This window comes from Cellulomonas avistercoris, from assembly GCF_014836445.1.
Taxonomy (GTDB): Bacteria; Actinomycetota; Actinomycetes; order Actinomycetales; family Cellulomonadaceae; genus Cellulomonas; species Cellulomonas avistercoris.
The window spans coordinates 1-23,863 of sequence record NZ_JACSQV010000008.1 but is presented as its reverse complement, the minus strand read 5'-3'; the positions used below and the strand labels follow the sequence as shown (position 1 = coordinate 23,863).

The 23,863-nt window shown below is 74.3% G+C and carries 25 protein-coding genes; 17 read left to right on the top strand and 8 right to left on the bottom strand.

All coding sequences use genetic code 11. The features are described 5' to 3' along the window. Nucleotides 1-96 precede the first annotated feature (96 nt). Nucleotides 97-861 carry a type I methionyl aminopeptidase gene (map, locus tag H9657_RS10400; RefSeq protein ID WP_191783092.1) on the top strand — a complete coding sequence of 255 codons (765 nt, stop codon included), beginning with the start codon at nucleotides 97-99 and terminating at the stop codon, nucleotides 859-861. A 17-nt stretch (nucleotides 862-878) separates the two neighbouring features. On the opposite strand, the gene H9657_RS10395 is transcribed toward map, so the two are convergent. After that, complete coding sequence (locus H9657_RS10395; protein ID WP_191783091.1) at nucleotides 879-2,135, bottom strand: ROK family transcriptional regulator; 1,257 nt, start codon at nucleotides 2,133-2,135, stop codon at nucleotides 879-881. 185 nt (nucleotides 2,136-2,320) lie between these two features. Between H9657_RS10395 and H9657_RS10390 the strand changes: the two genes are divergently transcribed. Genes H9657_RS10390 through H9657_RS10370 form a run of 5 tightly spaced genes read left to right on the top strand, consistent with a single transcriptional unit; the run spans nucleotide 2,321 to nucleotide 6,738 of the window. Further along, nucleotides 2,321-3,373 carry a substrate-binding domain-containing protein gene (locus H9657_RS10390; RefSeq protein WP_191783089.1) on the top strand — a complete coding sequence of 351 codons (1,053 nt, stop codon included), beginning with the start codon at nucleotides 2,321-2,323 and terminating at the stop codon, nucleotides 3,371-3,373. 3 nt (nucleotides 3,374-3,376) lie between these two features. Continuing rightward, on the top strand, nucleotides 3,377-4,414 hold the full coding sequence (locus H9657_RS10385; RefSeq protein ID WP_318241424.1) for an ABC transporter permease: 1,038 nt from the start codon (nucleotides 3,377-3,379) through the stop codon (nucleotides 4,412-4,414). Next, on the top strand, nucleotides 4,411-5,268 hold the full coding sequence (locus tag H9657_RS10380) for an ATP-binding cassette domain-containing protein (RefSeq protein WP_191783086.1): 858 nt from the start codon (nucleotides 4,411-4,413) through the stop codon (nucleotides 5,266-5,268). The genes H9657_RS10385 and H9657_RS10380 overlap by 4 nt, the downstream gene beginning before the upstream one ends. Further along, nucleotides 5,265-5,960, top strand: a complete 696-nt coding sequence (locus H9657_RS10375) for a nucleoside/nucleotide kinase family protein (protein WP_191783084.1) — start codon at nucleotides 5,265-5,267, stop codon at nucleotides 5,958-5,960. The genes H9657_RS10380 and H9657_RS10375 overlap by 4 nt, the downstream gene beginning before the upstream one ends. 10 nt (nucleotides 5,961-5,970) lie before the next feature. Continuing rightward, a complete protein-coding gene (locus tag H9657_RS10370; protein ID WP_191783081.1) occupies nucleotides 5,971-6,738 on the top strand; it encodes an SDR family NAD(P)-dependent oxidoreductase in 768 nt (255 codons plus the stop codon). A 142-nt stretch (nucleotides 6,739-6,880) separates the two neighbouring features. Here the strand turns inward: H9657_RS10370 and H9657_RS10365 are convergent, their stop codons facing one another. Continuing rightward, complete coding sequence (locus H9657_RS10365; protein ID WP_191783079.1) at nucleotides 6,881-8,212, bottom strand: hypothetical protein; 1,332 nt, start codon at nucleotides 8,210-8,212, stop codon at nucleotides 6,881-6,883. A 168-nt stretch (nucleotides 8,213-8,380) separates the two neighbouring features. Between H9657_RS10365 and H9657_RS10360 the strand changes: the two genes are divergently transcribed. Then, the gene (locus H9657_RS10360; protein ID WP_191783077.1) at nucleotides 8,381-8,836 is read left to right on the top strand and encodes a hypothetical protein; all 456 of its coding nucleotides are present in this window, start codon (nucleotides 8,381-8,383) and stop codon (nucleotides 8,834-8,836) included. On the opposite strand, the gene H9657_RS10355 is transcribed toward H9657_RS10360, so the two are convergent. Continuing rightward, entirely contained in the window at nucleotides 8,790-10,382 is a 1,593-nt protein-coding gene (locus H9657_RS10355; RefSeq protein ID WP_191783075.1) for a DNA polymerase IV, read from the bottom strand. The two genes, H9657_RS10360 and H9657_RS10355, sit on opposite strands and share 47 nt — an antisense overlap. Nucleotides 10,383-10,475: 93 nt before the next feature. Next, complete coding sequence (locus H9657_RS10350) at nucleotides 10,476-11,492, bottom strand: endo alpha-1,4 polygalactosaminidase (protein ID WP_191783073.1); 1,017 nt, start codon at nucleotides 11,490-11,492, stop codon at nucleotides 10,476-10,478. A gap of 128 nt (nucleotides 11,493-11,620) precedes the next feature. Here H9657_RS10350 and H9657_RS10345 point away from each other — a divergent pair, with 128 nt between their 5' ends. From H9657_RS10345 to H9657_RS10325, 5 genes are all read left to right on the top strand, one after another. Continuing rightward, entirely contained in the window at nucleotides 11,621-12,157 is a 537-nt protein-coding gene (locus tag H9657_RS10345) for a low molecular weight protein-tyrosine-phosphatase (protein WP_318241423.1), read from the top strand. 68 nt (nucleotides 12,158-12,225) lie between these two features. Continuing rightward, complete coding sequence (locus H9657_RS10340; RefSeq protein ID WP_318241422.1) at nucleotides 12,226-13,803, top strand: class I SAM-dependent methyltransferase; 1,578 nt, start codon at nucleotides 12,226-12,228, stop codon at nucleotides 13,801-13,803. Between the two features lie 60 nt (nucleotides 13,804-13,863). Then, nucleotides 13,864-14,493: a nucleotidyltransferase domain-containing protein gene (locus tag H9657_RS10335; RefSeq protein WP_191783069.1), complete on the top strand. Its 630-nt coding sequence runs from the start codon at nucleotides 13,864-13,866 to the stop codon at nucleotides 14,491-14,493. Next, nucleotides 14,493-14,882 (top strand): hypothetical protein, encoded by a 390-nt coding sequence (locus H9657_RS10330; protein ID WP_191783067.1) that lies wholly within the window; start codon nucleotides 14,493-14,495, stop codon nucleotides 14,880-14,882. The genes H9657_RS10335 and H9657_RS10330 overlap by 1 nt, the downstream gene beginning before the upstream one ends. 52 nt (nucleotides 14,883-14,934) lie before the next feature. Further along, entirely contained in the window at nucleotides 14,935-16,110 is a 1,176-nt protein-coding gene (locus tag H9657_RS10325; protein WP_191783065.1) for a pyridoxal phosphate-dependent aminotransferase, read from the top strand. Between the two features lie 4 nt (nucleotides 16,111-16,114). On the opposite strand, the gene H9657_RS10320 is transcribed toward H9657_RS10325, so the two are convergent. Then, entirely contained in the window at nucleotides 16,115-17,479 is a 1,365-nt protein-coding gene (locus H9657_RS10320; RefSeq protein ID WP_191783063.1) for a glucose-6-phosphate dehydrogenase, read from the bottom strand. 177 nt (nucleotides 17,480-17,656) lie between these two features. Between H9657_RS10320 and H9657_RS10315 the strand changes: the two genes are divergently transcribed. Together H9657_RS10315 and H9657_RS10310 are read left to right on the top strand one after the other, a co-directional pair. Further along, on the top strand, nucleotides 17,657-18,745 hold the full coding sequence (locus H9657_RS10315) for a lactate/malate family dehydrogenase (protein ID WP_191783061.1): 1,089 nt from the start codon (nucleotides 17,657-17,659) through the stop codon (nucleotides 18,743-18,745). After that, entirely contained in the window at nucleotides 18,742-19,275 is a 534-nt protein-coding gene (locus H9657_RS10310; RefSeq protein ID WP_191783059.1) for an ACT domain-containing protein, read from the top strand. Before H9657_RS10315 ends, H9657_RS10310 begins: the two co-directional genes overlap by 4 nt. Here H9657_RS10310 and H9657_RS10305 read toward each other — a convergent pair. Further along, nucleotides 19,241-19,600, bottom strand: a complete 360-nt coding sequence (locus H9657_RS10305) for a hypothetical protein (RefSeq protein WP_191783057.1) — start codon at nucleotides 19,598-19,600, stop codon at nucleotides 19,241-19,243. The genes H9657_RS10310 and H9657_RS10305 overlap by 35 nt on opposite strands. Nucleotides 19,601-19,694: 94 nt before the next feature. After that, complete coding sequence (locus H9657_RS10300) at nucleotides 19,695-20,705, bottom strand: aldo/keto reductase family protein (RefSeq protein WP_191783055.1); 1,011 nt, start codon at nucleotides 20,703-20,705, stop codon at nucleotides 19,695-19,697. A gap of 99 nt (nucleotides 20,706-20,804) precedes the next feature. Between H9657_RS10300 and H9657_RS10295 the strand changes: the two genes are divergently transcribed. The 3 genes from H9657_RS10295 to H9657_RS10285 all read left to right on the top strand — a co-directional run bounded on the left by H9657_RS10295 (nucleotide 20,805) and on the right by H9657_RS10285 (nucleotide 22,741). Then, nucleotides 20,805-21,737, top strand: coding sequence for a DUF72 domain-containing protein (locus tag H9657_RS10295; protein ID WP_191783053.1), 933 nt, complete (start codon nucleotides 20,805-20,807; stop codon nucleotides 21,735-21,737). Between the two features lie 35 nt (nucleotides 21,738-21,772). Further along, nucleotides 21,773-22,153: a TFIIB-type zinc ribbon-containing protein gene (locus H9657_RS10290; RefSeq protein WP_191783051.1), complete on the top strand. Its 381-nt coding sequence runs from the start codon at nucleotides 21,773-21,775 to the stop codon at nucleotides 22,151-22,153. 282 nt (nucleotides 22,154-22,435) lie between these two features. Then, nucleotides 22,436-22,741, top strand: a complete 306-nt coding sequence (locus H9657_RS10285) for a hypothetical protein (protein ID WP_191783049.1) — start codon at nucleotides 22,436-22,438, stop codon at nucleotides 22,739-22,741. 33 nt (nucleotides 22,742-22,774) lie between these two features. Here the strand turns inward: H9657_RS10285 and H9657_RS10280 are convergent. Then, nucleotides 22,775-23,863 (bottom strand): COG1470 family protein (locus tag H9657_RS10280; protein WP_225215094.1); only part of this gene is annotated, 1,089 nt, incomplete at its 5' end.

Genomic DNA, 23,863 nt, shown 5'->3' with positions numbered 1-23,863 from the left:
GGCCCGGCCCACGGGCTGTTCCCTGCCCTGCTCCCGCTCGCGCGGCGTGCCCGGCAGCCGCACCGGCCGGGTCCGGGCGGATGAGAGGGTGGGGGTGTGGCACTCAAGTCCCCCGCAGAGATCGAGCAGATGCGCCCCGCCGGGCGGTTCGTGGCCGACGTCCTGACGTCGCTGCGCGAGCACGCCCGCATCGGCATGACGACGAACGACCTCGACGCCCACGCGCGCGAGCTCATCGCCAAGGCCGGCGCGCACTCGGTCTACCTCGGCTACCACCCGAGCTTCGGGGCGATGCCGTACCCGGGCGTCCTGTGCACGTCGGTCAACGACCACGCGCTGCACGGCCTGCCGTCGGACCGCGTGCTGCAGGACGGCGACGTCCTGAGCATCGACTTCGCGTGCCAGGTCGAGGGGTGGGTCGCGGACTCGGCGCTGACGTTCCAGCTCGGCACGACGACGCCCGAGGCGCAGCGCCTCATCTCGACGACCGAGCAGGCGCTCGCCGCCGGCATCGCCGCGGCCCAGCCGAACGCCCGCATGGGTGACGTGTCGGCCGCGATCGGCCGGATCGCGCGCCAGTCCGGGTTCGGCCTCAACACCGACTTCGGCGGGCACGGCGTCGGGCGGACGATGCACGAGGACCCGCACGTCCCCAACGACGGCCGCCCCGGCACCGGCATCCGCCTCAAGCCCGGCACGGTCATCGCCATCGAGCCGTGGCTCATGGCCGGCAGCGGCGACTACGTCATCGACGACGACGGCTGGACCATCCGCAGCGCCGACGGCGCGCTCGCCGCGCACGCCGAGCACACGGTGGCGATCACCAAGCGCGGCCCGGTCGTCCTGACGGCCCGCGACTGACCCACGAGACGCGGGTCCTAGGCGAGCACCCAGCGCAGGGTCCGCGTCTCGCCGTCGCTCCGTGCCAGTGCCCGGTCGACCGTCGCCGGGTCGAGCACCGAGTCCGCGGCGAGGTACGCGGCACCGATGACGCCGCCGTGGTGGTCGAGCTGCGTGGTGGTGATCGTGAGCTCTCGGGTCGCCAGGGGGAGCGAGCGCTGGTAGACGACCTCGCGCACGCCTGCGATCAGGTGATCGCCCGTTGCCGCGAGCATGCCGCCGATGACGATGACGCGGGGGTTGAGCAGGCTCGTGGCGTAGGCGACGGCCTCACCGAGGGTCCGCCCCGCGTCGCGCAGCCGGCGCACGGCGTCGTCGTTGCCGCGTCGGACGAGGGTGAGCACGTCGCGGGCCTCGCGGATCTCCCCGGCCGAGCCGTCGCCGGACAGGTCCCGCGCCAGCGCCCAGCCACCTGCGAGCGCCTCCAGGCAGCCGGCGTTGCCGCAGCGGCACGCGGGGTCCCCGTAGCCGGACAGGCGTGCGTGGCCGATGTCACCGGCGGCGCCCAGGGCGCCGCGGTTGACCCGTCCGTCGGAGACGATCCCGCTGCCGATGCCGGTACCGGCCTTGACGTAGAACAGGTGCCGCTCGTCCGGCCACCGTGTCCGGTGCTCCGCGAGGGTGAGCAGGTTGACGTCGTTGTCGACGACGACGGGCACGTCGAACACCCCGCCCAGGTGGGCGCGCACGTCGTACCCGTCCCAGCCCGCCATGACGGACCAGCCGACGGGTCGGCCCGTCGCGAAGTCCACGGGAGCGGGCAGGCCGACACCGACGGCGGCGAGGGGCGCGTGCGGCACCTCCGGCTCGTCCAGCAGCGCACGCGCCGTGGCGACGACCCGTCGCAGGAGCGCCTCGGGACCCGCAGCGACCGGTACCGCGACGACCTCCTCGGCGAGGATGCCGGCGACGAGGTCGGCCACCGCGACCCGGGTGCGCGCCTCCCCGATGTCGACGCAGAGCACGACCGCGGCCGACGCCTGGAACGTCAGCACCTTGGCGGGCCGGCCGCCTGACGACTCGGTCTCGGCCGACTCCCGGACGAGTCCTGCTGCGAAGAGCGACTCGAGCCGTTGCGCGACCGTCGGGCGTGACAGCCCTGTTGCGTTGGCGATGGCCGCGCGGGTTCGTGCGGTGCCCGAGGCCACGAGCTGCAGGACGTGGCCCGGTCCCGCCTCGCGCGGCCCGCCGTCGGGCGGGAGGTAGACGCGCGTCGCCGGGGGCTGCTCTGCCATGGGGGAAGCGTCGCTTCTGGGCGGACTAATGTCAAGATGCCGTCGTAAGTGCCGCAACTTCTGTTTGAAGGTTGCACATGATGTGGGAGGGTCATGCCACGGCCGCCACCCCCGGGCGAGCCGACCGGCGCAACCCCGCAACGCTGCGGGCCGCGCGCCGCGCTCCACCGTTCAGGAGGTAAGCAATGAGGCTTCACCGCACTGGGCACGCTGCGCGTCGGCGTGCCGGGCTCGCCGCCGCCGGTCTGTCCCTCGCGCTCACGCTCGCCGCGTGCAGCACCTCACCCGAGCCGTCCCCCGCGGGCGACGGCGACGGGAGCACGGCCGGATCCGACGAGACGTTCACGATCGGCATCGTCGAGCAGCAGCTCGCCAACCCGTTCTTCGCCAAGCTGCAGGAGGCAGCGGTCGCCCAGGCGAAGAAGCAGGGGCTCGAGATCATGACCGCCGAGTCCAAGGTCGCCGGCGACACCGAGAGCCAGGTCAAGGCGATCGAGAACATGATCGCCCGCGGCGTGAAGGGCATCGTGCTGGACCCGGCGAGCGCGACCGCGCTGGTCGACGTCGTCGAGCAGGCGACCGCGGCCGGGATCCTGGTCGTGACGGTCAACACGTCCCTCGACCCGCTGGACACCGCTGCCGCGTCGTTCGAGACGGACAACTTCGAGGGTGGCCGCCTCATGGGCCAGTGGGCCAAGGCGTCGCTCGGTGACGCCGAGGCGCGCGTCGCCATGCTCGACTACGACCTCGCCGACAAGACAGCCGCCGCACGGCACGACGGCTTCCTCGACGGCTTCGGCATCACCGACGACTCCCCGGAGATCGCCGGCACCGCGCTGACCGAGTCGAACTTCGAGACCGGGCAGACGGCGATGGAGAACCTGCTGTCCGCGCACCGCGACATCAACGTCCTGTACACGATCAACGAGCCGGCCGCGCAGGGCGCGTTCGCCGCGATCAGCGGGGCCGGTGTCGAGGACCAGGTGCTCGTCACCTCGATCGACGGCAGCTGCGCCGGCGTGCGCAGCGTGAAGGACGGCACCATCGGCGCGACCGTCATGCAGTTCCCCACCCGCATGGGCGAGATGGCGGTCGACGCGATCGTGGAGTTCGTCGCGAGCGGGACGCGGCCCGAGGGGCTCATCAACTCCGGCACCGTGCTCATCACCGACGAGCCGGTCGACGGCATCGACTCGGAGACGTCGGAGTGGGGCCTGAAGAACTGCTGGGGCGAGTAGCACGTGAACGAGTCGCTGGTGCCCGTGGCAGCCGGCGACGCGCGCAGGGGAGGGCTCGCGCCGCAGCGGGCTCTCCCCGAGCGGGTCGCCGACCTGGTCAGGAGCGCGATGTCGCGGCAGCTGGCGGGTCCGCTCGCCGCGCTCGCCGTCGCGGTCGTCGCCTTCTCCCTCACGACGGACACGTTCCTCAACCCCGCCAACGTGTCGCTCGTCCTTCAGCAGTCCGTGGTCATCGGCACGCTCGCGCTGGGGCAGACGCTCATCATCCTCACCGCGGGCATCGACCTGTCGGCCGGCGCGATCATGGTCCTGGGGACCGTGCTCATCGCCCGGCTCGCAGGCGAGGGCAACGTGCTCGTCGCGGTGCTGATCGGCTTCCTCGGGTGTGCGCTCATGGGGGCGGTGAACGGCCTCGTCGTGGCCCGCTGGAATCTCCCGCCGTTCATCGTGACGCTCGGGACGCTGACCGTCATCGCCGCGGCGACGCGCCTCTACACGAGCTCCGCGAGCTACCCGGTGACGTCCGACGTCCTGCGGCTGCTGGGCTCCGGCCCGGTCGTCGGGGGCGCCAAGATCACGTACGGCACGATGCTCTGGCTGCTGCTCGCCCTCGCGCTGGGCTACGCGCTGACGCAGACGGCGTGGGGCACCCGCGTCTACGCCGTCGGCGACTCGCCGCACGCCGCCCGGCTCACCGGCATCAAGGTCTCCCGCGTGCTGTTCAGCGTGTACCTCGTGGCGGGCCTGATCTACGCGGTCGCGGCCCTCGCGGCGCTCGGCCGCACGCCCATCGGTGACCCGTCGGGCTACCAGACGGCGAACCTCGACACCATCACGGCCGTCGTCATCGGCGGCACGTCGCTGTTCGGCGGGCGTGGTGGGGTGGCGGGCACGGTCGTCGGCGCCCTCATCGTCTCGGTCCTGCAGAACGGACTCACGCAGGCGGGCATCGACTCGCTCTACCAGCAGGTCGCCGTCGGTGTCCTGGTGATCGCGGCGGTCGGGTTCGACCAGCTGGTGCGCAGGAGGAACAAGTCATGAGCGAGACGACACCGCTGGTCCTCACAGGACGGGGCCTCGACAAGCGGTACGGGCACGTCCTGGCGATGGACGGCGCCGACTTCGAGCTCGCGGCCGGGGAGATCCTCGCCGTCGTGGGCGACAACGGCGCCGGCAAGTCGACCCTCATCAAGTCCCTCACGGGGGCGGTCGTGCCGGACGCCGGCACCATCGTCCTCGACGGCGAGGAGGTGCGGTTCCGCAGCCCGCTCGACGCACGACGCGCCGGCATCGAGACCGTGTACCAGGAGCTCGCGGTGGCCCCGGCGCTCGACGTCACGCAGAACCTGTACCTGGGCCGCGAGCACCGCATGCCGGGCGTCATGGGAACGGTGCTACGACGCCTGGACAAGAAGCGGATGCGCCAGGAGGCGGCCGACCACATGGCCGACCTCGGCATCCGCATCCAGTCGGTGCGCCAGGCGGTCGAGAACCTCTCGGGTGGGCAGCGTCAGGCCGTGGCCGTGGCACGCGCCGCAGCCTGGGGACGTCGTGTCGTCGTCATGGACGAGCCGACCGCAGCGCTCGGCGTACGTGAGACCAACCAGGTGCTCGACCTGATCCAGCGGGTCCGTGACCAGGGTCTGCCGGTCGTCCTCATCAGCCACAACATCCCGAACGTCTTCCAGGTCGCCGACCGCATCCACATCCACCGGCTCGGCAGGCGTGCGGCGCTGGTCCGGCCGGGGACGACCTCGATGTCGGAGGTCGTCGCGGTGATGACCGGTGCGACCGAGGCGAGCGAGCTCGAGTCAGCCGTCACCGACCCCGTGCTGACCGCCGCGGCGGCCACTGCCCCCGACGCCCCGCCGACCTGGAAGGACCGCTCCGCATGACGAACGACACCGACGAGGTGGAGTACGACCTGCTCGACGACCTCGTGGCGGACGCGCGTGCCCTGCTCGGGGACCGGCGGCGCGTCGTCCTCGGCATCACCGGGTCACCGGGCTCGGGGAAGTCGACACTGGGTGAGCACCTCGCGGCCGCGCTGGCCGACGTGGCCGTGCTCGTGGGGATGGACGGGTTCCACCTCGCGCAGGAGGAGCTCGACCGGCTCGGCAGGCACGAGCGCAAGGGTGCGCCCGACACGTTCGACGCCCTCGGCTACGTCAACCTGCTGCGTCGGCTGCGCGCCGCCGACGAGGACGTCGTGTACGCCCCGCGCTTCGACCGGGACCTCGAGGAGCCGATCGCGTGCGCCGTGCCGGTCCGGCGTGACGTCCGCCTGGTCATCACCGAGGGCAACTACCTGCTCGTCGACCAGCCGGGATGGTCGCAGGTCAGCGAGCTGCTCGACGCGTGCTGGTACGTCGACCCGGGCGAGGACGTGCGCATCGAGCGTCTCATCGCGCGGCACGTGGGCCACGGACGGTCCGTCGACGAGGCGCGCGAACGGTCGCTGGGCACGGACCAGCGCAACGCCGAGGTCATCGGTCTCACGCGGTCACGCGCCGACAGGGTCGTCGTCGTGCCGCCCTCGACCTCGGACGCCTCCGGGCGTCACCACCACCCCGACCCGCTCACCTAGGAGGACCACCGTGTCCGTGCTCGACAAGTTCCGGCTCGACGGCAGGGTTGCCGTCGTCACCGGCGGCAACCGCGGGATCGGCCGCGGCATCGCGCAGGCCCTCGCGGAGGCCGGCGCGACCGTCGCGATCGCCGCCCGCGACGAGGAGCGCAACGAGCGTGCCGTCGCGGAGCTCCACGCGGCGGGCCTCCAGGCGTTCGCCGTCCGGGTCGACGTCTCCGAGCGTTCCGACCTCGAGCGGATGGTCGAGGAGGTCACCCGTACCGCCGGGCCCGTGGACGTCCTGGTCAACAACGCCGGCATCGGCTTCCACGCGGACGCGCTGACGCTGCCCGACGACGAGTGGGACCGGCTGTTCGCCGTCAACCTCCAGGGCGTCTGGAAGGCGAGCCAGGTCGTCGCACGGCAGATGGTCGAGCGTCGCACCGGGTCGATCGTCAACATCGGCTCCATGTCGGGGCTCATCGTCAACCGCCCGCAGTGGCACTCGCCGTACGGCGTGTCGAAGGCGGCGGTCCACCACCTCACACGGTCGCTGGCAGCCGAGTGGGCGCCGTCGAAGGTGCGCGTGAACGCGATCGCGCCGGGCTACGTCAAGACGGAGATCGCCGACATCGATCTCCCCGAGTACCGGCACTACTGGGTCGACGAGGTGCCGATGCAGAGGTACGCGTCGCCGGACGAGATCTCACCCTGCGCCCTGTACCTCGCGAGCGACGCGTCGAGCTTCGTGACCGGGTCGGTGATGGTGGTCGACGGGGGCTACACCCTGTGGTGATGACGGAGGAGGCGGCCCACCGCCTCGAGCCCGTGGAAGGCGGCTCCGAACCGCGCACGTGACCGGCCGTGTTCGGCCGGGATGGCGGCATGACCGCAGATGGCGGCATCTCCGACATCCCGGCCCCACGTGGGGCGCCGCGTCACCCCCAGGAGTGGCTGAACGTCCCGATCCGCTCACGGATCTCCTCGGTGGCCGTCTGCCCGGTGGACTCCCACGTCACCGTGTACGCGCCGACCTGGTCGTCGCCGCCCTCGGGGTCGGCCGGCGGCTCGGTGACCAGGTCGACCGTCACGAGGTAGCGGCCCCGTGGGCTGGTCCCCGCCTCGGCTGCGGCGTAGCGGATGCCGGGGACCCGCAGCCCGTAGCTCTCGTGGTCGCGCCTCGCGAACCATCGACCGGCGTCGCCTCGTGGGACGTAGCGCCGCTCGACACGGACCTGCGCACCGCTGTCGGCGAACGTGTACGTGTAGGTCGTGCCCGGTTCGTCGCCGGTCGTCACCTCCGGCTCGCCTGCGTCCGGCGGCAGCGCGAAGGACAGACCGGGAACCTCGTCGCGGACCACCCATCCGTCCGGTACCGCGGCCTGCGTCGCGAGCACCGGCAACGCATCGACGCCGCCGGCGACCTCTCGGCCCACCGCGTGCCAGGCGCTCCACTCGACGCCGTCGACGAGCCCGGTGGACTGCACGGAGCGGACGTGGGCCAGCACACCGCGGCGCAGCTCCCACGCGACGTGGTCGTCGAGGACGACCGCCGACGTCACGGCCTTGACGTCGACCGTCAGGCCCTGGTTCTCCACCGTGGCCTCGCCCACCGACGACCCCGAGAGGCCGGAGATCTCGAGCGTGTCGACGCGGGTGCGCGTCTGCCCCGCCGTGGTGGCGGCCGGGCGGAGCCCGGCAGCCCCTCGCCAGCCGCCCGCGTCGAACAGCCCCATGACCGCATCCGAGGCGGGGTCCTCGGGCCGCAGGTCGTGTCCCGGCTCGCCGAACAGGGTGTCCAGCTCGGCGTTCGTGCGTGCCCAGGCCGCCGGCGAGTCGTCCCACTGCGTCACAGGGTCCGCCAGGGCGCCGAGGAGGAACCGCGCCGCGACGGGGATCTGCGCCGCGGTGAAGTCCGGTCGCACAGGGTAGGGCACGCCGAGGGCCAACCAGCTGTAGGGACCCTGAGGGTCGAAGGCGAGGATCGGTGCGTCGTCGCGCAGGCACACGCGCGAGTAGGTCCCGTAGCCGTCCGTCTCGACGTCGGGACACGGCTCGACCCCGACCGCAGTGCCGACGGAGCCCGGCACCGGCTCGGCGGTGAGTCCACGGTCGACCAGCGCGTCGGTGGACACCGGTGCGGTGAGCGGTGTGGGGCTGGTCGACGGCGTAGGCGTCGGCCGCGGGTCGGACGTCGTCGGGGAGGGCGCCGCGCTGCAGCCGACGAGGGTGCCGGCGACCAGCAGCAGGGCGAGGGCATGTCGTGTCATGTTCTGCTCCGATGTGTCCGTCTCGGGGGGATCCGGGTGAACCGTAGGGTTGCCGCGCCACGGCCGTCGGCGGTCGTCCACAGGCCACCGAGCGCTCCGGCGTGCTCGTCGCCGACGGGTCGGGGCGAACCGGTCACCTGGGCCTTGCGCGTCCGACAGGATGTGCGGATGAGCGCCGACCAGGCCCGTCCCGGCATCCCGAGCGCGCCGCCCGTGGCCGCGCGCGACTACCGCGACGACCCGTCCACCGACCCCGACGCGCCGCGCTGGTACCGCGACGGCGACCGCTGGCTGCGCGCCACGGCCGGCGGTGTCCTGGTCCTGGCGTGGGCGCTGACCGACCTCGGCCCCGCGGCCCTCGCGGCGATGCTCGTCGTCGCGGCCGACAGCACCGTGCGGACCCGCCGGACCGGCACACGGTGGTGGACGGTCCTGGAGCTCGCCCTCCTCGCGCTGCTCCTGGTGGCGACCCTCGTGCTCTCGGGGATCGCGGACGCGCTGACGGGGGCCGAGCTCGCCGTGCAGCTGGTCGCCGGTGCGCTCGCGGGTGCCGGCGCCGCCGCGCTCCTCGCCGCCCTCAGGCGTCGTCGCGCAGCTCGGGCGGCACGGCCGACGGCGGTGTGACACCGACGGGGTCGACGAGCACGAGCGGGTCCTCGTCGAGGTCGAGGACGCGCGAGCGGGCGGGCGGGGTCAGGGCCGTCTCGAACCGCACGGTCGCCTCCCGGCCGCGCACGTGCACGACCCAGCCGCGGCCGAGCGTGGCGTGCTCGACGTCGAGCCCGGGCCGCGCATTCGACTCGTCGAGCGGCCGCCCCACCTGGGAGCCGCCGAGCGGCCGCCCGACGACGGCCTTCTCCGCGCCGACCAGCCGCGCGTCGTCCTCGACGAGCTCCGCCACGACGTCGTCGAGACCCTGTGCCGTGCTGCCGTCGGGCAGGCGTGTGCCGGCGGTGTCGTCCGGTGGGCCGTCGTCCGGGCCGTCCGGCCCCTCCGCCAGCCGCCCGCCGACGTGGTCGTGCTCGCCGACCACGGCACGCCGCGGCGCGTCGAACAGGTGGGCGTCGAGGTCGAGCGCGAGCTGCGCGTGCGGCGACAGCGCGTGGAACGCGACGCCCAGCAGGCGCACGGGCTCGACGACGCCCGCCGCGAGCACGGCCTTGCGGGCGGCGTCGCGCAGGTCGGCGTCCGACGCGGTGGGGTGGGGGAACGTGACCGAGCGCGTGACGGTCGAGAAGTCGGCGTAGCGGACCTTGGCGACGACGGTCCGGGCGGCACCGCCGTGGCGCTCGAGCCGCTGCAGGGCCTCGTCGACGACGTCGTCCACGGCGGACAGCACGACGTCGCGGCCCCGCAGGTCGACCGCGAACGTGCGCTCGGCGCCGGCGGACTTGCGCTCGGTCGTCGTGACGACGGGCCGGTCGTCCAGGCCGCGCGACATGAGGTACAGCCCCGTGCCGTGCGCCTCGCCGAGCGTCATCGTCAGGGTGTCGAGCGGCTGCCGGCGCAGGTCCGCGACCGTGCGCACGCCGAGCCGCTCGAGCGCGCCCTGCGTCGCGGGGCCGACGCCCGGCACGGTCCGCACGTCGAGCGGCAGCAGCACGTCGTCCTCGTCCTGCGGCCGCACCACGACGACGCCCCCGGGCTTGCGCAGGTCGGAGGCGATCTTGGCGACGAGCTTGGAGCGGCCCACCCCGACGGACACGGTCAGCCCCGTGAGCTCGGCGACGCGCGCCTGGACCTGCGCGGCGGCGTCCTCGGGCTCGGGCGTGCCGCCGGGTGCCTGCGTGAGGTCGGCGAACGCCTCGTCGATCGACAGCGGCTCGACCGCGGGCGTCAGCTCGCGCAGGACGCCCATGATGACCTGCGAGTACGCGGCGTACGCGGCGAACCGGGGCACGAGCACCGCGGCGGCCGGGGTCAGGCGACGGGCCCGTGCCATGGGCATCGCGGAGCGCGCGCCCGCGCGGCGCGCCTCGTACGACGCGGTCGACACGACACCCCGTCCGCCGACGCCGCCGACCAGCACCGGCTTGCCACGCAGCGACGGCTTGTCGCGCTGCTCGACGGCCGCGAAGAACGCGTCGGCGTCGAGGTGCAGGACGGTCGCGGCGTCGCGCATGCGCACGGCGGTGACGAGTCGCTGCGCCTGGTCACCTGGCCGCTCCACCCCACCATCTTCCGTCGCCGCGACGACGACCGGCGCCCACGTGGCCCGCAGGGCCCACCGCTCGCGGGATCGCCGGGGCCGTCGGGCCCGCCGTCAGCAGGCGTCGTGGACCGCGCCCGGTGCGCCGCGTGGGGACACGTCGCGGTCGCGCAGGACCACCGAGAGGCCCGCCGCCCGCGTCGCGGGGTCCGACTGCTCGGCGCACGCGGCGTCGAACGCCGCACGGTCGTACTCGACGTCGAGCACCACCGGGTACGCGGCCGTGTACACGTCGCACTCCTGCCACTCGCGGCACTCCTCGGCGACGACGAGGTCCGCACCCAGCGCCCTGACCTGCGTCGTCAGCTCGGCCGTGTTCTTCTGCGCGAAGGCCAGCCCGGCGGCGTGCGCGCGCTCGACGAGCAGCGCCGTGTACGCGAGCGTGTCGGCGGGCGTGATGCGGCCCAGCGAGCGCGTGTAGGAGTCGAGGTTGTCGACCTCGACGGCGTCGAACCCGGCGGCGGCGCACGCGTCGATCACGTGCCCGACGCGCTCGGCGACACGTGCCCGCAGCTCGGGGGTGGTCAGGTCGTAGAGGACCTCGTCGGGCCAGCCGTCGTCCCGCACGGGCTCACCGTCGTGGTGCAGCACGAGCGCGGGCTCGGTGCGCAGCAGCCGCTCGGTCTGGGAGGGCTGGGTCTGGAAGCCGTTGACGTAGCAGACGTCGTAGCGGCCGGTGGGCGCGGCCGTGGAGTCCCGGACGACCACCGCGGTGTCGTCGGCCGGCTCGTCGGCGCCACCCAGCTGGTACTCGAACCGCGCCCCGGGTGCCGGGAGCGTCACGGTGCGCGGTGCGGTCGTCGGGCCGGGCGTGGGCGTGGCGACCGGCGCGGGCGTGCTCGCGGCGGGGGTCGGGCCGGTCGTCAAGGACGGCGTCGCAGCGCCCGTGGTGGGTGAGGCGGTCGCCTCGGGCGCCTCCGTGGGGGCGGCGGCGTCGGCGGACGCGGTGGCGGCCGGCGTAGCGGCGACGGGCGACGCGGCCGGGCCCGCGGTGGGCCGGCACGCGGGCAGCAGGAGCACGACGGCGCAGGCGACGGCCAGGGCGGTCGCGCTGCGCGTCGTCGTCGGCACGCGGCCACTGTAGCCGGGCATACCCGGCGCCGACCGGCCTCCACACGGACGAGTGAAGCGGGCCCACGCCGTGGTGACGATCATCACGGAACGGTAACGGGAGCGGCGTGACCTGCGAGGATGTCGCGGTGCCTCGTCCTTACCGCGTGATGACCGTCTGCACCGGCAACATCTGCCGGTCACCCATGGCCGAGATCGTGCTGCGCCGCCGGCTGGCCGACGCGGGCCTCGCCGACGTGGTCGAGGTCGACTCGACGGGCATCAGCGACGAGGAGGACGGCAACCCCGTCGACTGGCGCGCACGGTCCGTCCTGCGCCGCCACGGCTACCCGACGGGCGAGGGCCACCGCGCCCGCCAGGTCCGCCCGGAGCACCTCCTCGAGCGGGACCTGGTGCTGCCGATGACCGCCACGCACGCGCGCTCGCTGCGCCGGCTCGCGGGCGGCGACCCCGCCGCGACCTCCCGCATCCGCATGTACCGCAGCTTCGACCCGGCGGCGCCGGCCGAGCCCGGGCAGCCCGAGAGCGTGCTGGACGTCGACGACCCCTGGTACGGCCCGGAGGAGGGCTTCGAGACCACGCTCGCCGAGGTGGAGGCCGCCGCCGACGGCATCGTCGCCCACGTCCGCCAGGCTCTCGCCTACCGCGACGCGGCCGCGGACTGACACCGCCCGGCGCACCTCACCCGCGCAGGGGACGGGAGATCGCGCCGACGTGTGGCACGGTGCTCGCTGTGCCCGCCCCGATCCGCCACGTCCTGTTCCCCGGTCGCCACCACCTGGTCACCGCCTTCCAGGTCGCGTACCTGACCGACCTGCTCGCGGGCCGCGTCCGCGACGCCGACGGCGAGCCCGTGACCTGCGCCCCCGACGCGCGGGTCGTGTGGGCGCTGACCTCCGCGTCGCACAGCGGCACGCGGCGCAACCCCGTCCCGGCGCACCGCCGCGAGGCCATGATCGAGGCGGTGACGACGCGCGCGGGCCTTCCGTCGCTCGTCGTCCCGGTGGCCGACGTGCCGCCCAGCCCCCGGTTCGCGCACACCGTCCTGGCCACGTCGGAGCTGGTCCTGGGCGAGGCGCTGGCACCGCACGACACCGTCGTCGCGTGCTCGACGCCCGAGGTCGCAGCCATGTACGCCGCCGAGGGCTTCCGCATCGCGACGGTCGAGGCCGGCGCACCGGGCGACCCGGCGCGGCCGTGGGACGTCCTCGAGCGGATGGTCGCGGGCGACGACGCGTGGCGCACCCTCGCCGACCCGCAGGCCGTCGCGTACTACGAGCGGTACCGGCTCGACGCGCAGGTGCGGCTCGTCCACACCGACCCGACGGTGCAGGACGACGGCGACCTCACCGAGACCCGCGACTACGCGACGTACACGGCCGCCTTCGACGACGCGTCGGACCGCAAGTGGGAGCAGGTCGCGCCGCACGTGCGGCCCGGGCGGGTCGTCGACCTCGGGTGCGCGGCCGGTGGCCTGCTGGAGCGCGCGGCCCGCGACCCGCGCCTCGCGGAGTCCGACCTGTACGGCGTCGACGTGTCGCGGCACCTCGTCGCCGAGGCGGAGCACCGCCGGGACCAGGGCGTTTTCGCCAACCCCAACGTGTTCTTCGCGCAGCGCAACCTGCTGCTCGGCCCGGTCTTCCCGGAGCGGTCCGTCGACACGACGACGACGATCGCGCTCACGCACGAGATCGCGAGCTACGGGGACGGTCGCGCCGACCTCGAGCTGCTGGCGCGGCGCATCTTCGAGCACACGCGTCCCGGCGGGGTGTGGATCAACTCCGACGTGCTGGGCCCGGCGGACCCCGAGCGGGTCGTCGACCTGGTGCTCGACGGCGACGCGGACGTGCCGGCCCGCGACCTGTCGGGGCTGGAGCGCGCGCAGGCCGCCGCGCACGTCGCGGGGCTGTCGCCCGCGGCGCGGCTCGTGCAGTTCGCGCAGGACTTCCCGGCGCTGTCCGGCGCCGACGTGAAGGTCGAGTGGGTCGAGCGCGGGCCGGACCGCAGCGTCGCGCGCACCACCCTGCGCACCGCCATGGAGTACCTGTGCACGCGCGACTACACGGACTCCTGGCTCTCGGAGTGCCACGAGCGGTTCTGCGACCTGACCGGCGACGACTGGACGGACCTGCTGACGGGCGTCGGCTTCGAGCTCGACCCCGGCAGCGGCCCGTGGCGCAACGACTGGCTGGTCGAGCACCGCCTGAGCGTGGGTGCCGCGCTGCGCGACCCGGTGACGGGCGCAGCCGTCGACTGGCCGGACACGCACGTGCTGACGGTCGCGCGCCGGCCGCTCGTCCCGGTGGGGTGATCGTCGAGAAAACTCGACGAGTGTCGACAATGTTCGACGATCGTCGACTATCCTCGTCATATGGATGTGCAGCGTCCGTTCGCCGTGGTGGCCCCCACCCTTGATGCCGACGTGCTGATGAGGCTCGCGCGGGCCGAGGGTGCGATGTTCACGGCTGGGCAGCTGCAGCGGTTGATCCCGAACAGGTCGGTCGACGGTGTACGACGGACGCTCGAGCGCCTGACGGAGCAGGGCGTCGTGCTGGCGACGCCCGCGGGTCATGCCGTGGTCTACCGGCTGAACGTCGACCACGTCGCAGCGCCCGCGATCAGGTTGCTCGCGTCGCAGCCGACCGAGCTCTTGCACCGTATCGAGCAGGACATCGCGCAGTGGCCCGTCGCGCCGCTCTACGCGGCGGTCTTCGGATCCTGGGCGCGCGGTGAGGCCACGACGACATCCGACATCGACGTGCTCGTGGTCGTCACCGCGACGGTGGACCCCGACGACGTCGATCCGTCGGCGAGAGCTTTGCAGGGGCGCATCCGGGCGTGGACCGGGAACGAGGCCCAGGCCCTCGTGCTCACCGAGGGCCAGGTCCGCCACGACCCGGCACTGCGTCCGGTGCTGGAGAACGCTGCGCGGGAGGGTCGGTCGGTCGCAGGTGACGAGCGCTGGCTCCGCCGTGCGCTCGGGCTCGTGGCCGCTGCGTGATGAGGCTCCAGGCCTCGACGCCGGCGGTTCGCGCCGGTCGGCTCGCGAAGGCCAGGCAGTTCGCCGGGGTAGCGGCGGACCAGCTGGAGCTGGCGGCCAGGCCGAGCGACATCGCAGACGCCTACGTCACGTTGGCCGTCCATGCCGGCATCGCCGCAGCGGACGCCGTCTGCTGCGCGCGCCTGGGCCACTACTCGCGCAGCGAGAGCCATCACGAGTTGGTCGAGCTCCTGAGGTCTGCCGACGGCGCCCTGGCGCGGCATCTCCAGACGCTGCTGGCGCTCAAGACCCAGGCCGGCTACGCGGCAGGGTCCGTGAGCGCTGGTGACGTGCTCCGCGCGCAGCGGGCGATGGACGCGCTGGTCCGGGCCGCTGGTGACCTCCCGTGAACCTCGAGGCCATCCGGACGTTCCCGCGGCCCCCGCGCGGCAGACTGACCCCATGAAGGTCGCCGCCCGCGCGCACGTCCCGCCGTTCGCCGTCATGGAGATCCTGGCCGCCGCCAACGCGCGCCGCGCCGCGGGGGAGCACGTGCTCAGCCTGTGCGCGGGCGAGCCGTCGACGGGGGCGTCGGACGTCGTGCGGCAGCGGGCGATCGAGCTGCTGACGTCGGGGGACCTCGGGTACACCGAGTCGCTGGGGGCGCCGGGCCTGCGCGCGGCGATCGCGGCGCACTACGGCGACACGTACGGCGTCGACGTGGACGCGCGGCGCGTCGCGGTGACCACCGGCTCGTCCGGCGGGTTCATGCTCGCGTTCCTCGCGGCGTTCGACGTCGGCGACCGCGTGGCCCTGGCCCGCCCCGGGTACCCGGCGTACGCGAACATCCTGACGGCGCTGGGCTGCGAGGTCGTCGACCTGCCGTGCGGGCCCGAGCAGCGCTACCAGCCGACGGTCGCGCAGCTCGAGGCGCTCGACGAGCCGGTCGCGGGGCTCGTCGTCGCCAGCCCCGCCAACCCGACGGGCACGATGATCGAGCCCGACGAGCTCGCGGCCCTCGCCGCGTGGTGCGGCGAGCACGGGGTCCGCCTCGTCAGCGACGAGATCTACCACGGCATCACCTACGCCGACGCGGCCGGCACGACCCCCGCGACCGCCACCGCGGCGCAGTACCTCGGCACGGGCGCCGTCGTCGTGAACTCGTTCTCCAAGTACTGGGCCATGACGGGTTGGCGCCTGGGCTGGCTGGTCCTGCCCGACGACCTCGTCACGCCCGTCGACGCGCTCGCGGGCAACGTCGCGCTGTGCCCGCCGGCGCTCGCGCAGCACGCGGGCGTCGCGGCGTTCAGCGCCGACGGCATGGCGGCGGCGCGCGCCAACGTCGAGCGGTACGCCGACTCGCGCCGGCTGCTGCTGGACCGCCTGCCGGACCTCGGCTGGGATCCCGTGGCGCCCGCCGACGGGGCGTTCTACCTGTACGGCGACGTGTCGGTGACGGGCCTGGACGCGGTGACGTACTGCGCGCGCCTGCTCGACGAGGCGGGCGTGGCCATCACCCCGGGCACCGACTTCGACCCCGTGGGCGGCCGCGACTGGGTGCGGCTGTCGTTCGCGTCGTCGCCGCAGGTGGTCGCCGAGGCGGCGGACCGCATCGTGGCCTGGCAGCGCTCGCTCTGACGCCTCAGGACGGCCCGTCGCTGCCCGCCGGGTACTCCTCGAGCGGCACCGCGCCGTCCGCCCACGCGGCGAGGATCGGCTCGACGATGCGCCAGCCCTCCTCCGCCTCGGTGGCCCGCGCGGACAACCGCGTGTCCCCGTCGATCACGGCCAGCAGCAGCTGCCCGTACGGCGTGGGGTCCTGCCGGGCCAGCTCGGTGTCGAGGGTGACCGTCTCCAGCTTGAACGGGTCGTCGATGCCGTTGACGTTGAGGTCCAGGGACATGCGGTCCGGGTCGAGCTGCAGACGCAGCTCGTTGCGCACGGGCGCCGGGCCGTCGAAGACGTGCAGCGGCACGTCACGGAACCGCACGACGATCTCGCGCCGGTCCGCGGACAGCGCCTTGCCCGTGCGCAGGCGGAACGGCACGCCCGACCAGCGCCACGTGTCGACGTGCAGCGTGACCTCGGCGTACGTCTCGATCCCGCGGTCGGCGTCGACGCCGGGGGCGTCGGTGTACCCGTCGACCGCGCGCCCGTCGACCTCGCCGGCCGTGTACCGCCCGCGGCGTGTCCAGCGCGCGACGGACTCGCGGTCCGGCGTCCGGACGGCCTTGAGCACGTCGGCCTTGCGCGACGCGAGGTCCGCGGGCGCCATCGACGTCGGCGGCTCCATCGCGACGTACGTCAGCAGCTGCAGCAGGTGGTTCTGGACCATGTCACGCAGCGCGCCGGACCGGTCGTAGTACGACGCGCGTGACTGCGCGTCCACGGTCTCGTCGAAGACGATGTCGACGGAGGCCACGTCCGTGCTGGTCCACAGCGGCTCGAGGATCCGGTTGGCGAACCGCAGGCCCAGCAGGTTGAGCACGGTCTGCTTGGCGAGGAAGTGGTCGACGCGGAAGATCTGGTCCTCGGGCAGCAGCCGGGCCAGGGCGGCGTTGAGCTCGACGGCCCCCGCCAGGTCCTCCCCGAAGGGCTTCTCGACGACGACCCGCACGCCGCTCGGCAGGTCGACCTCCGCGAGTGCGTGCACGACCGGCAGGAACAGCACGTGCGGCAGCGCGAGGTACACCACGAGCGGGTCGGCGTCGCTCACCTCGCACGCGGCGATCGCCGCGCTCAGCGTCGCGGGGTCGGTGACGTCGCCGTGCACCCAGACCGCCCGGTCGACCAGCGCCCCGACCGCGGGGTCCACGCGTCCGTCCGCGTGGCCCGCGACCTTCTCGCGCACCAGCGCGCGGAACCCGTCGTCGTCGAGGTCGTCGTTCGCGACGCCGACGAGCCGCAGACCGCCGTCGACCAGGGGCTCGACCCGCGCGAGCCCGGGCAGGACGTAGCGGGCCGTGAGGTCTCCGGTGGCCCCGAGGACGACGAGACCGGCGGTCACGGCCGCGCACCCGTCGCCGTGCGGGGGTGTGCGGGCGTCACGGCGTCTGCGGTCATCGGCCCATCGTGGCCAGTCCCGGCCCGCCGCGCAGGTCGAGCGCCACCGTGCACCGCCGCCCACCAGGGCCCGACCTGCCGCGCAACGTGCGCGACACCTGGCGCCCGTAGCCTGACCTGCATGGACGTGGCGGTGCTCGGGGCGACGGGAGACGTCGGGCGGCAGATCTGCACGCAGCTCGTCGAGCGGCAGGTGCTGCCGACGACGTCGCGGCTGCAGCTGGTCGGACGGCCCGGGGGTGCGTCCGGCCGGGCCGTGCACGGTCTGCGTGCCGACCTCGTCGACGCGTACGACGAGCACGCGCCGGTGCTGGACGTCGCGCTGGACCCCGACGACGTGGTCGCCGACGTCGTCGTCGTGGCGGCCGGTCGCACGGTCCCGCCGCGCTCCGGCGGCGTGCCGCCCAGCCGCACCGAGCTCGCCGAGGCCAACGCCGCGGTCTTCCGTGCGTACGCCGACGCCCTGGCGGCGCACGGGTCCGGCAGCGAGGTCGTGGTCGTCGTGGCCAACCCCGTCGAGCTCGGCGTGGCGATCATGGCCGAGCGGCTGGGACGTCACCGGGTCGTCGGGATGGGGGCGTGGCTCGACACGCTGCGGTTCCGCCGCGAGGTCGCCGTGCAGCTCGGGGTGCGCCGGCACCGCGTCGGCGGGTTCGTGGCCGGGCAGCACGGTGACGACGCCGTCCCGCTGTGGTCGACCGTGCGCATCAGCGGCCTGGACGTCGCCGAGCGCGAGCGGGCCGTGGCGCGGCTGCGGGGGGCGCGCACGCTGACGACGTTCCCGGCCGAGATCCAGCAGGCCAAGACGGACCTGCTCGACGTCGCCGCCACGGACGTCGCGGCCGCGTTCGCGCTCATCGACTCCTGGCCCCCCGACCTGCGGGCCCTCGCGCGGCCGTGGATGACGCACCAGTCCGGCGCCAAGACCGCCACCGGCACGGCGTCGGCGACCATCGACCTGCTCGAGACCGTCCTGGACGGGCGCGAGATGGTCGTCGCCGGGCAGGTCGCGCTCGCCGGGGAGGTCGCCGTCGGCGGGGCACCGGTGCACGGGGTGCTCGGCGTGCCGCTCGTCCTGGGCCCCGAGGGGTGGACGCGCGTGCTGCTCGACGCCCTGCCGCCCGACGAGGACGCGCGGCTGGCTGCCGCGGCCGGCGTGATCGCCGCGGGCACGGCACCGTGGACGGCCGCAGCCGAGGGGTCACGATGACGGGGCCGACGGGCGCGGACCGCGCCGACGACGACACCCGCTGGGTCGGCTGGTTCCGCACCGAGCACCGCACCGGTGCGATCTCCGCGCTCGCGGGCGTGTTCTCGACCCGCGGCGTGAACGTCGACTCCCTCGCCACGGGCGACGTCCAGGGCGACGACGGGGTCGTCGTGATGACCTTCCGCGCCGGTGAGCGTCGCGCCCGCCTGCTGGCCCGCACGGTCGAGCGGCTGCCGCACGTCCGCGCGGTGCGCGTCCGGCCCGTCGACGACCCGTCGGTGCGCGCCGCCGCGGTCGTGCAGCTGCCGCCCGGGGTCGTGTTCCGGCCGCCGGCGGGTGCCGCTGTGCGGTGGTCGGGCGGGACGGGGGAGGGTCAGCCGCTGCTCGTCGAGGGGCCGCTCACCGGTGTCGAAGCGACGGTGGCGGCCGCACGGGCCGCGGGGGCGACGAGCGACGCGACGGTCGTCCAGCCGCCCGACCTCCAGCCGCCCGACGTCATGCCGCCGGGGACGCCTGCACGACCTCGATGAGCGCCGGGTCGATCACGCGGGCGAGGCACTGGACCACCCGCTCGACGTCGTCGACGCGGGCGTCGGACGCCATGGTGATCCCGCCGCCCGCCGCCGGGGCCTCCTGGCTGACGTAGGCGTCGGCCACCGCCGGGTCCTGCGCGCACGTCGCGGCCGTCCGCAGGTCCGCGGCGACGAGCACCGTCCACGGCCCCTGCGACGGGATCTGCACCGTCGACCTGCCCCCGCCGCCGAGGGCGGCCAGGGCCCCGAGCAGGGTGGAGCCGACCAGGGCCGCCACCACGACGACGGCGACGGTCCGGGTGCGCTTGGCGCGGTCGCGCACGGCGTCCTCCTCAGGTCCGGGACTCGCCTCAGGGTAGCCCGCGCACCTGGACGCACCCGTCCCGGGCGGGACCCCGCCCGCCCGGGACGTGACGTCAGACCGGGCGCTTCTGCGGCGCCGTCTCGGCGGTCCTGCGCGGGTCGCGCTCGACGACGTCGCCGAGGACCTCGTCGATCCGTGCCATCGCCTCGGCCGGGATCCGCACGCCGGCGGCCTTGACGTTCTCGGTGACCTGCTCGGGGCGCGACGCTCCGATCAGCGCGGCGGCGACGTTGTCGTTCTGCAGCACCCACGCGATCGCGAGCTGCGCCATCGACAGGCCCAGCTCGTCGGCGACAGGCTGCAGGCCCTGCACGCGGGTGAGGACGTCGTCGTTCATGAACCGCTTGATCATGTTCGCGCCGCCCTTCTCGTCCGTGGCGCGCGACCCGGCCGGCGGCTGCTGACCGGGCCGGTACTTGCCGGTGAGCACGCCCTGGGCGACGGGCGACCAGACGATCTGCGAGATGCCGAGCTCGCGCGACGTCGGGACGACCTCGTCCTCGATCACGCGCCACAGCATCGAGTACTGCGGCTGGCTCGAGATGAGCTGCACGCCCAGGTCCTTCGCGAGCGCGTGGCCCGCGCGGAGCTGGTCGGCGGTCCACTCGCTGACGCCGATGTACAGGGCCTTGCCCTGGCGCACGACGTCCGCGAACGCCTGCATCGTCTCCTCGAGCGGCGTCTCGGTGTCGTACCGGTGGGCCTGGTAGAGGTCGACGTAGTCGGTCTGCAGGCGCCGCAGCGAGCCGTTGATCGACTCCATGATGTGCTTGCGCGAGAGCCCGACGTCGTTCTTGCCGCCCGGGCCGGTCGGCCAGTAGACCTTGGTGAAGATCTCGAGCGACTCGCGCCGCTCGCCCTGGAGCGCCTCGCCGAGGACGCTCTCCGCCTTGGTGTTCGCGTAGACGTCGGCGGTGTCGAACGTCGAGATGCCCGCGTCGAGCGCGGCGCGGACGCACTGCGCCGCGGTCTCGTTCTCGACCTGCGAGCCGTGCGTGAGCCAGTTGCCGTAGGTGATCTCGGAGATCTTGAGCCCCGAGCTGCCGAGGTAGCGGAATTCCATGGCTCCATCCCAGCACCCCTGCCGCCGTCGCGCCCGGCCGCACGCGCACCGCCCGGGCCGGGCGGGCAGCGCGCCGCCGCCTCTCCTAGAGTCGCGGGCATGGGGCAGGCGGGCGAGGTGCGGATCGGCATCTCCGGCTGGCGGTACGCCCCGTGGCGCGGGGAGTTCTACCCGCCGGGCCTGCCGCAGCGCCGCGAGCTGGAGTACGCGGCGCGGCGCCTGGGGTCGATCGAGATCAACGGCTCGTTCTACTCGTTGCAGCGCCCCGACAGCTACCGCGCGTGGCGCGCGGACACCCCCGACGGGTTCGTGTTCGCGATCAAGGGGCCGCGCTTCGTCACGCACATGAAGAAGCTCGCGGGCGTCGAGACGCCGTTGGCGAACTTCTTCGCGTCGGGCGTCCTGGCGCTCGAGGACCGCACCGGGCCCGTGCTGTGGCAGCTGCCCCCGAACCTGGGGTTCGACCCCGACCGCCTCGCACGGTTCTTCGATCTCCTGCCCCGCTCGACCGCCGCTGCGGCCGAGCTCGCCGCGCACCACGACGACAAGGTCCCCGAGGGCCGTGCCCTGACGACCGTCGAGGCGGACCGCCCGCTGCGCCACGTGCTGGAGGTCCGGCACGACACGTTCCTCGACCCCGCGTTCCCCGCGCTCCTGCGTGCCCACGACGTGGGCCTCGTCGTCGCCGACACGGCCGGCCGGTGGCCGCACCTCGAGGACCTGACCAGCGACGTCGTCTACGTGCGGCTGCACGGGCACAGCGAGCTGTACGTGTCGGGGTACGACGACGACGCGCTCGACGCGTGGGCCGCGAAGGTCCGCGCGTGGTCCACGGGCACGCCGCCGCCGGACGGTCCGCGGGTGAGCCCCGCGGCGGCGGACCGGCCCCGCGACGTGCACGTCTACTTCGACAACGACGTCAAGGTGCGCGCGCCGTTCGACGCGATGGCGCTCGCCGCCAGGCTGGGCGTCGCCCCGCCGCGCCCCGACCCGCTCGACGACGACCACGCGGCGCACAGCGGGTTCGCGTAGGTTCGTCCTCCCGCCGTCGACGTGAGGATCACGCCATGCAGTGCCCCGTGGACCAGACCCAGCTCGTGATGACCGAGCGCCAGGGCGTCGAGATCGACTACTGCCCCGTGTGCCGCGGCATCTGGCTGGACCGTGGCGAGCTCGACAAGATCATCGACCGCGCCGCGTCGACGTCGCCCGCAGCCCCGGGCGTCGACCCGCGGGCCGTCCCCGGCGCCGCTCCCGCGCCGCCGTACGGCGCGCCCGCCTACGGCACCCCGGAGCCCCGCGGGTACGACGCACCCGGCTACGACCGTCCCCGCTACGACAGCGGGCGCGACGACCGCGGGTACGACCGGGGGCGGGACGACCGCGGCCACGACGGCCGCAAGCGCAAGAAGAAGGAGTCGTGGCTCGAGGACCTCTTCGACTTCTGACCCCTCACCGGGACCGCCCGGCGTCGCGCGACCGGATTGCTCTCTCACGCCAGGAAGGGGGTTCCACCCCCCGGGTGAGAGAGCGATCCGGTGGGTGGTGGCCGCTCGTGCGTCCGTCCCGGCCGGCTCGTGCGTCCGTCCGGCCGCTCGGCCGGACGGGTGGCCTCGCGCAGATCACCCCGGCACCCGTCCGGTCGATTGCTGTGGAAAACGGGACATCACGGACGTGCGGCCACCCTAGGCTGCGGGCGACCCATCGGACCGACCTCCCAGGACGCCAACGTGATCTTCTTCGGCTGGGGCCGACGCTCCAAGACCGCTGACCTCGACCCGGGGCGTGCGCTCGTGCGCATCTGGGGCCACTTCCACCTGTTCTGGCTGTTCCGCTTCTCGTGGCCGTCCGGCTACCTGCTCGCGACGGCCACCGAGGCCGGGTGGGCGCAGCAGCCGATCTCGAACGAGGAGGGGCGAGCGCTGGACCCCGAGGGTCGCACGGACGTCAACCTGTGGTGGCGCTTCGGGCTCCTGCTGCCGGTCATCGGCATCGCGTTCTCGATCTTCATGTCCACGGTGGGCCCGGGGTCCTGACCGGCCGGCGGGCGCTCGCGCGGCCGGACCGCGTCACGCCACGGGCGTGCGCGGCCCGGCCGCGTCCGACGACGCACCGGGCACCCCGGCCTCCGCCAGCGCCGCGTCGATGCGGGCCTGCACCTGCCGGGCCGAGCGGCGGCGCCACCAGCGGACACCGAGCACACCGCCCACGACGAGCACGAGCAGCGCGAGCTGCGACCACGGCACCGCCCACACGGTGACCTGGGCGGTCCCCGTGCGCAGGGCGGCGTCGACGACGTCGTCGCCGACGACCCACGGCCGGGCGTCGACGTGCCCCGTGGCACGGACGACCGGCCACATCTCCAGCTCGGCCTCGACCAGCGCCGACTGCCCGGGCAGCACCTCGCGGACGTCGGTGGCGTCCTCGGTCGCGCCCGCGCCGAACGGGCCCGCGAGCGTGGTCACGGCCCGGGCGGCCAGCCGGACGTCGCCGGTGTTGGCGACGCGGTAGCTCACGTGCACGGTGCCGGGGGCGAAGGGGTTCCACGACGGCTCCCACCGCGTGACGACGTCCTGCGGCTCGAGCGCGGCGACGACGTCCCCGGCGACGCGCAGGTGCAGCCGGGTGCCCACGCGTGCGGCCAGGCGCACGTCGTCGCCGCTGACGAGCTCGGCGACGACGCCCGCGGGGTGGTCGCCAGGTGTCGCGTCGGCGGGGACGGTGATCGTCAGCGGGACGGTCACGGCGGCGCCAGCGTCGAGCGTGAGCTCCAGGGTGCCGTCGACACGCTGCGCGCCCGGGACCTCCCCGAGCTCCACCCACGCGCCGCCGTCGGCGGTCGCGCCCGCACCGGGGACGTCGAAGTCGCCGGAGCCGGAGACCATGCCGTCCGCGGCGTACACGAGGAAGGTGGCCGCCCGCTCGCTGAAGTTGGTGACGGTGACGTGCTCCGTGACCGTCGCGCCGGGGTCGAGCACGTGCCGCAGCGAGATGCGGCCGTCGGGGCCCTCGGCGGTCGCCGGCTGGACGGTCCACGTGACGGTGCCGGTGGGCGCGGGGTCGGGCTCGGTCGTCGCGGCGGACGCCGGCCCGGTGGGGCCCACCAGCGCGAGCAGCGCGACGAGGAGCGCGAGGGCGCCCACGGGACGGGCGTGGCG

What these genes read in the sequence shown, in the direction of transcription:
- H9657_RS10395 (WP_191783091.1), bottom strand. Translation starts at nt 2,135, where the DNA reads ATGGCAGAGCAGCCCCCGGCGACGCGCGTCTACCTCCCGCCCGACGGC.
- H9657_RS10390 (WP_191783089.1), top strand. Translation starts at nt 2,321, where the DNA reads ATGAGGCTTCACCGCACTGGGCACGCTGCGCGTCGGCGTGCCGGGCTC.
- H9657_RS10380 (WP_191783086.1), top strand. Translation starts at nt 4,411, where the DNA reads ATGAGCGAGACGACACCGCTGGTCCTCACAGGACGGGGCCTCGACAAG.
- H9657_RS10375 (WP_191783084.1), top strand. Translation starts at nt 5,265, where the DNA reads ATGACGAACGACACCGACGAGGTGGAGTACGACCTGCTCGACGACCTC.
- H9657_RS10365 (WP_191783079.1), bottom strand. Translation starts at nt 8,212, where the DNA reads ATGACACGACATGCCCTCGCCCTGCTGCTGGTCGCCGGCACCCTCGTC.
- H9657_RS10360 (WP_191783077.1), top strand. Translation starts at nt 8,381, where the DNA reads ATGAGCGCCGACCAGGCCCGTCCCGGCATCCCGAGCGCGCCGCCCGTG.
- H9657_RS10335 (WP_191783069.1), top strand. Translation starts at nt 13,864, where the DNA reads ATGGATGTGCAGCGTCCGTTCGCCGTGGTGGCCCCCACCCTTGATGCC.
- H9657_RS10330 (WP_191783067.1), top strand. Translation starts at nt 14,493, where the DNA reads ATGAGGCTCCAGGCCTCGACGCCGGCGGTTCGCGCCGGTCGGCTCGCG.
- H9657_RS10325 (WP_191783065.1), top strand. Translation starts at nt 14,935, where the DNA reads ATGAAGGTCGCCGCCCGCGCGCACGTCCCGCCGTTCGCCGTCATGGAG.
- H9657_RS10315 (WP_191783061.1), top strand. Translation starts at nt 17,657, where the DNA reads ATGGACGTGGCGGTGCTCGGGGCGACGGGAGACGTCGGGCGGCAGATC.
- H9657_RS10310 (WP_191783059.1), top strand. Translation starts at nt 18,742, where the DNA reads ATGACGGGGCCGACGGGCGCGGACCGCGCCGACGACGACACCCGCTGG.
- H9657_RS10300 (WP_191783055.1), bottom strand. Translation starts at nt 20,705, where the DNA reads ATGGAATTCCGCTACCTCGGCAGCTCGGGGCTCAAGATCTCCGAGATC.
- H9657_RS10295 (WP_191783053.1), top strand. Translation starts at nt 20,805, where the DNA reads ATGGGGCAGGCGGGCGAGGTGCGGATCGGCATCTCCGGCTGGCGGTAC.
- H9657_RS10290 (WP_191783051.1), top strand. Translation starts at nt 21,773, where the DNA reads ATGCAGTGCCCCGTGGACCAGACCCAGCTCGTGATGACCGAGCGCCAG.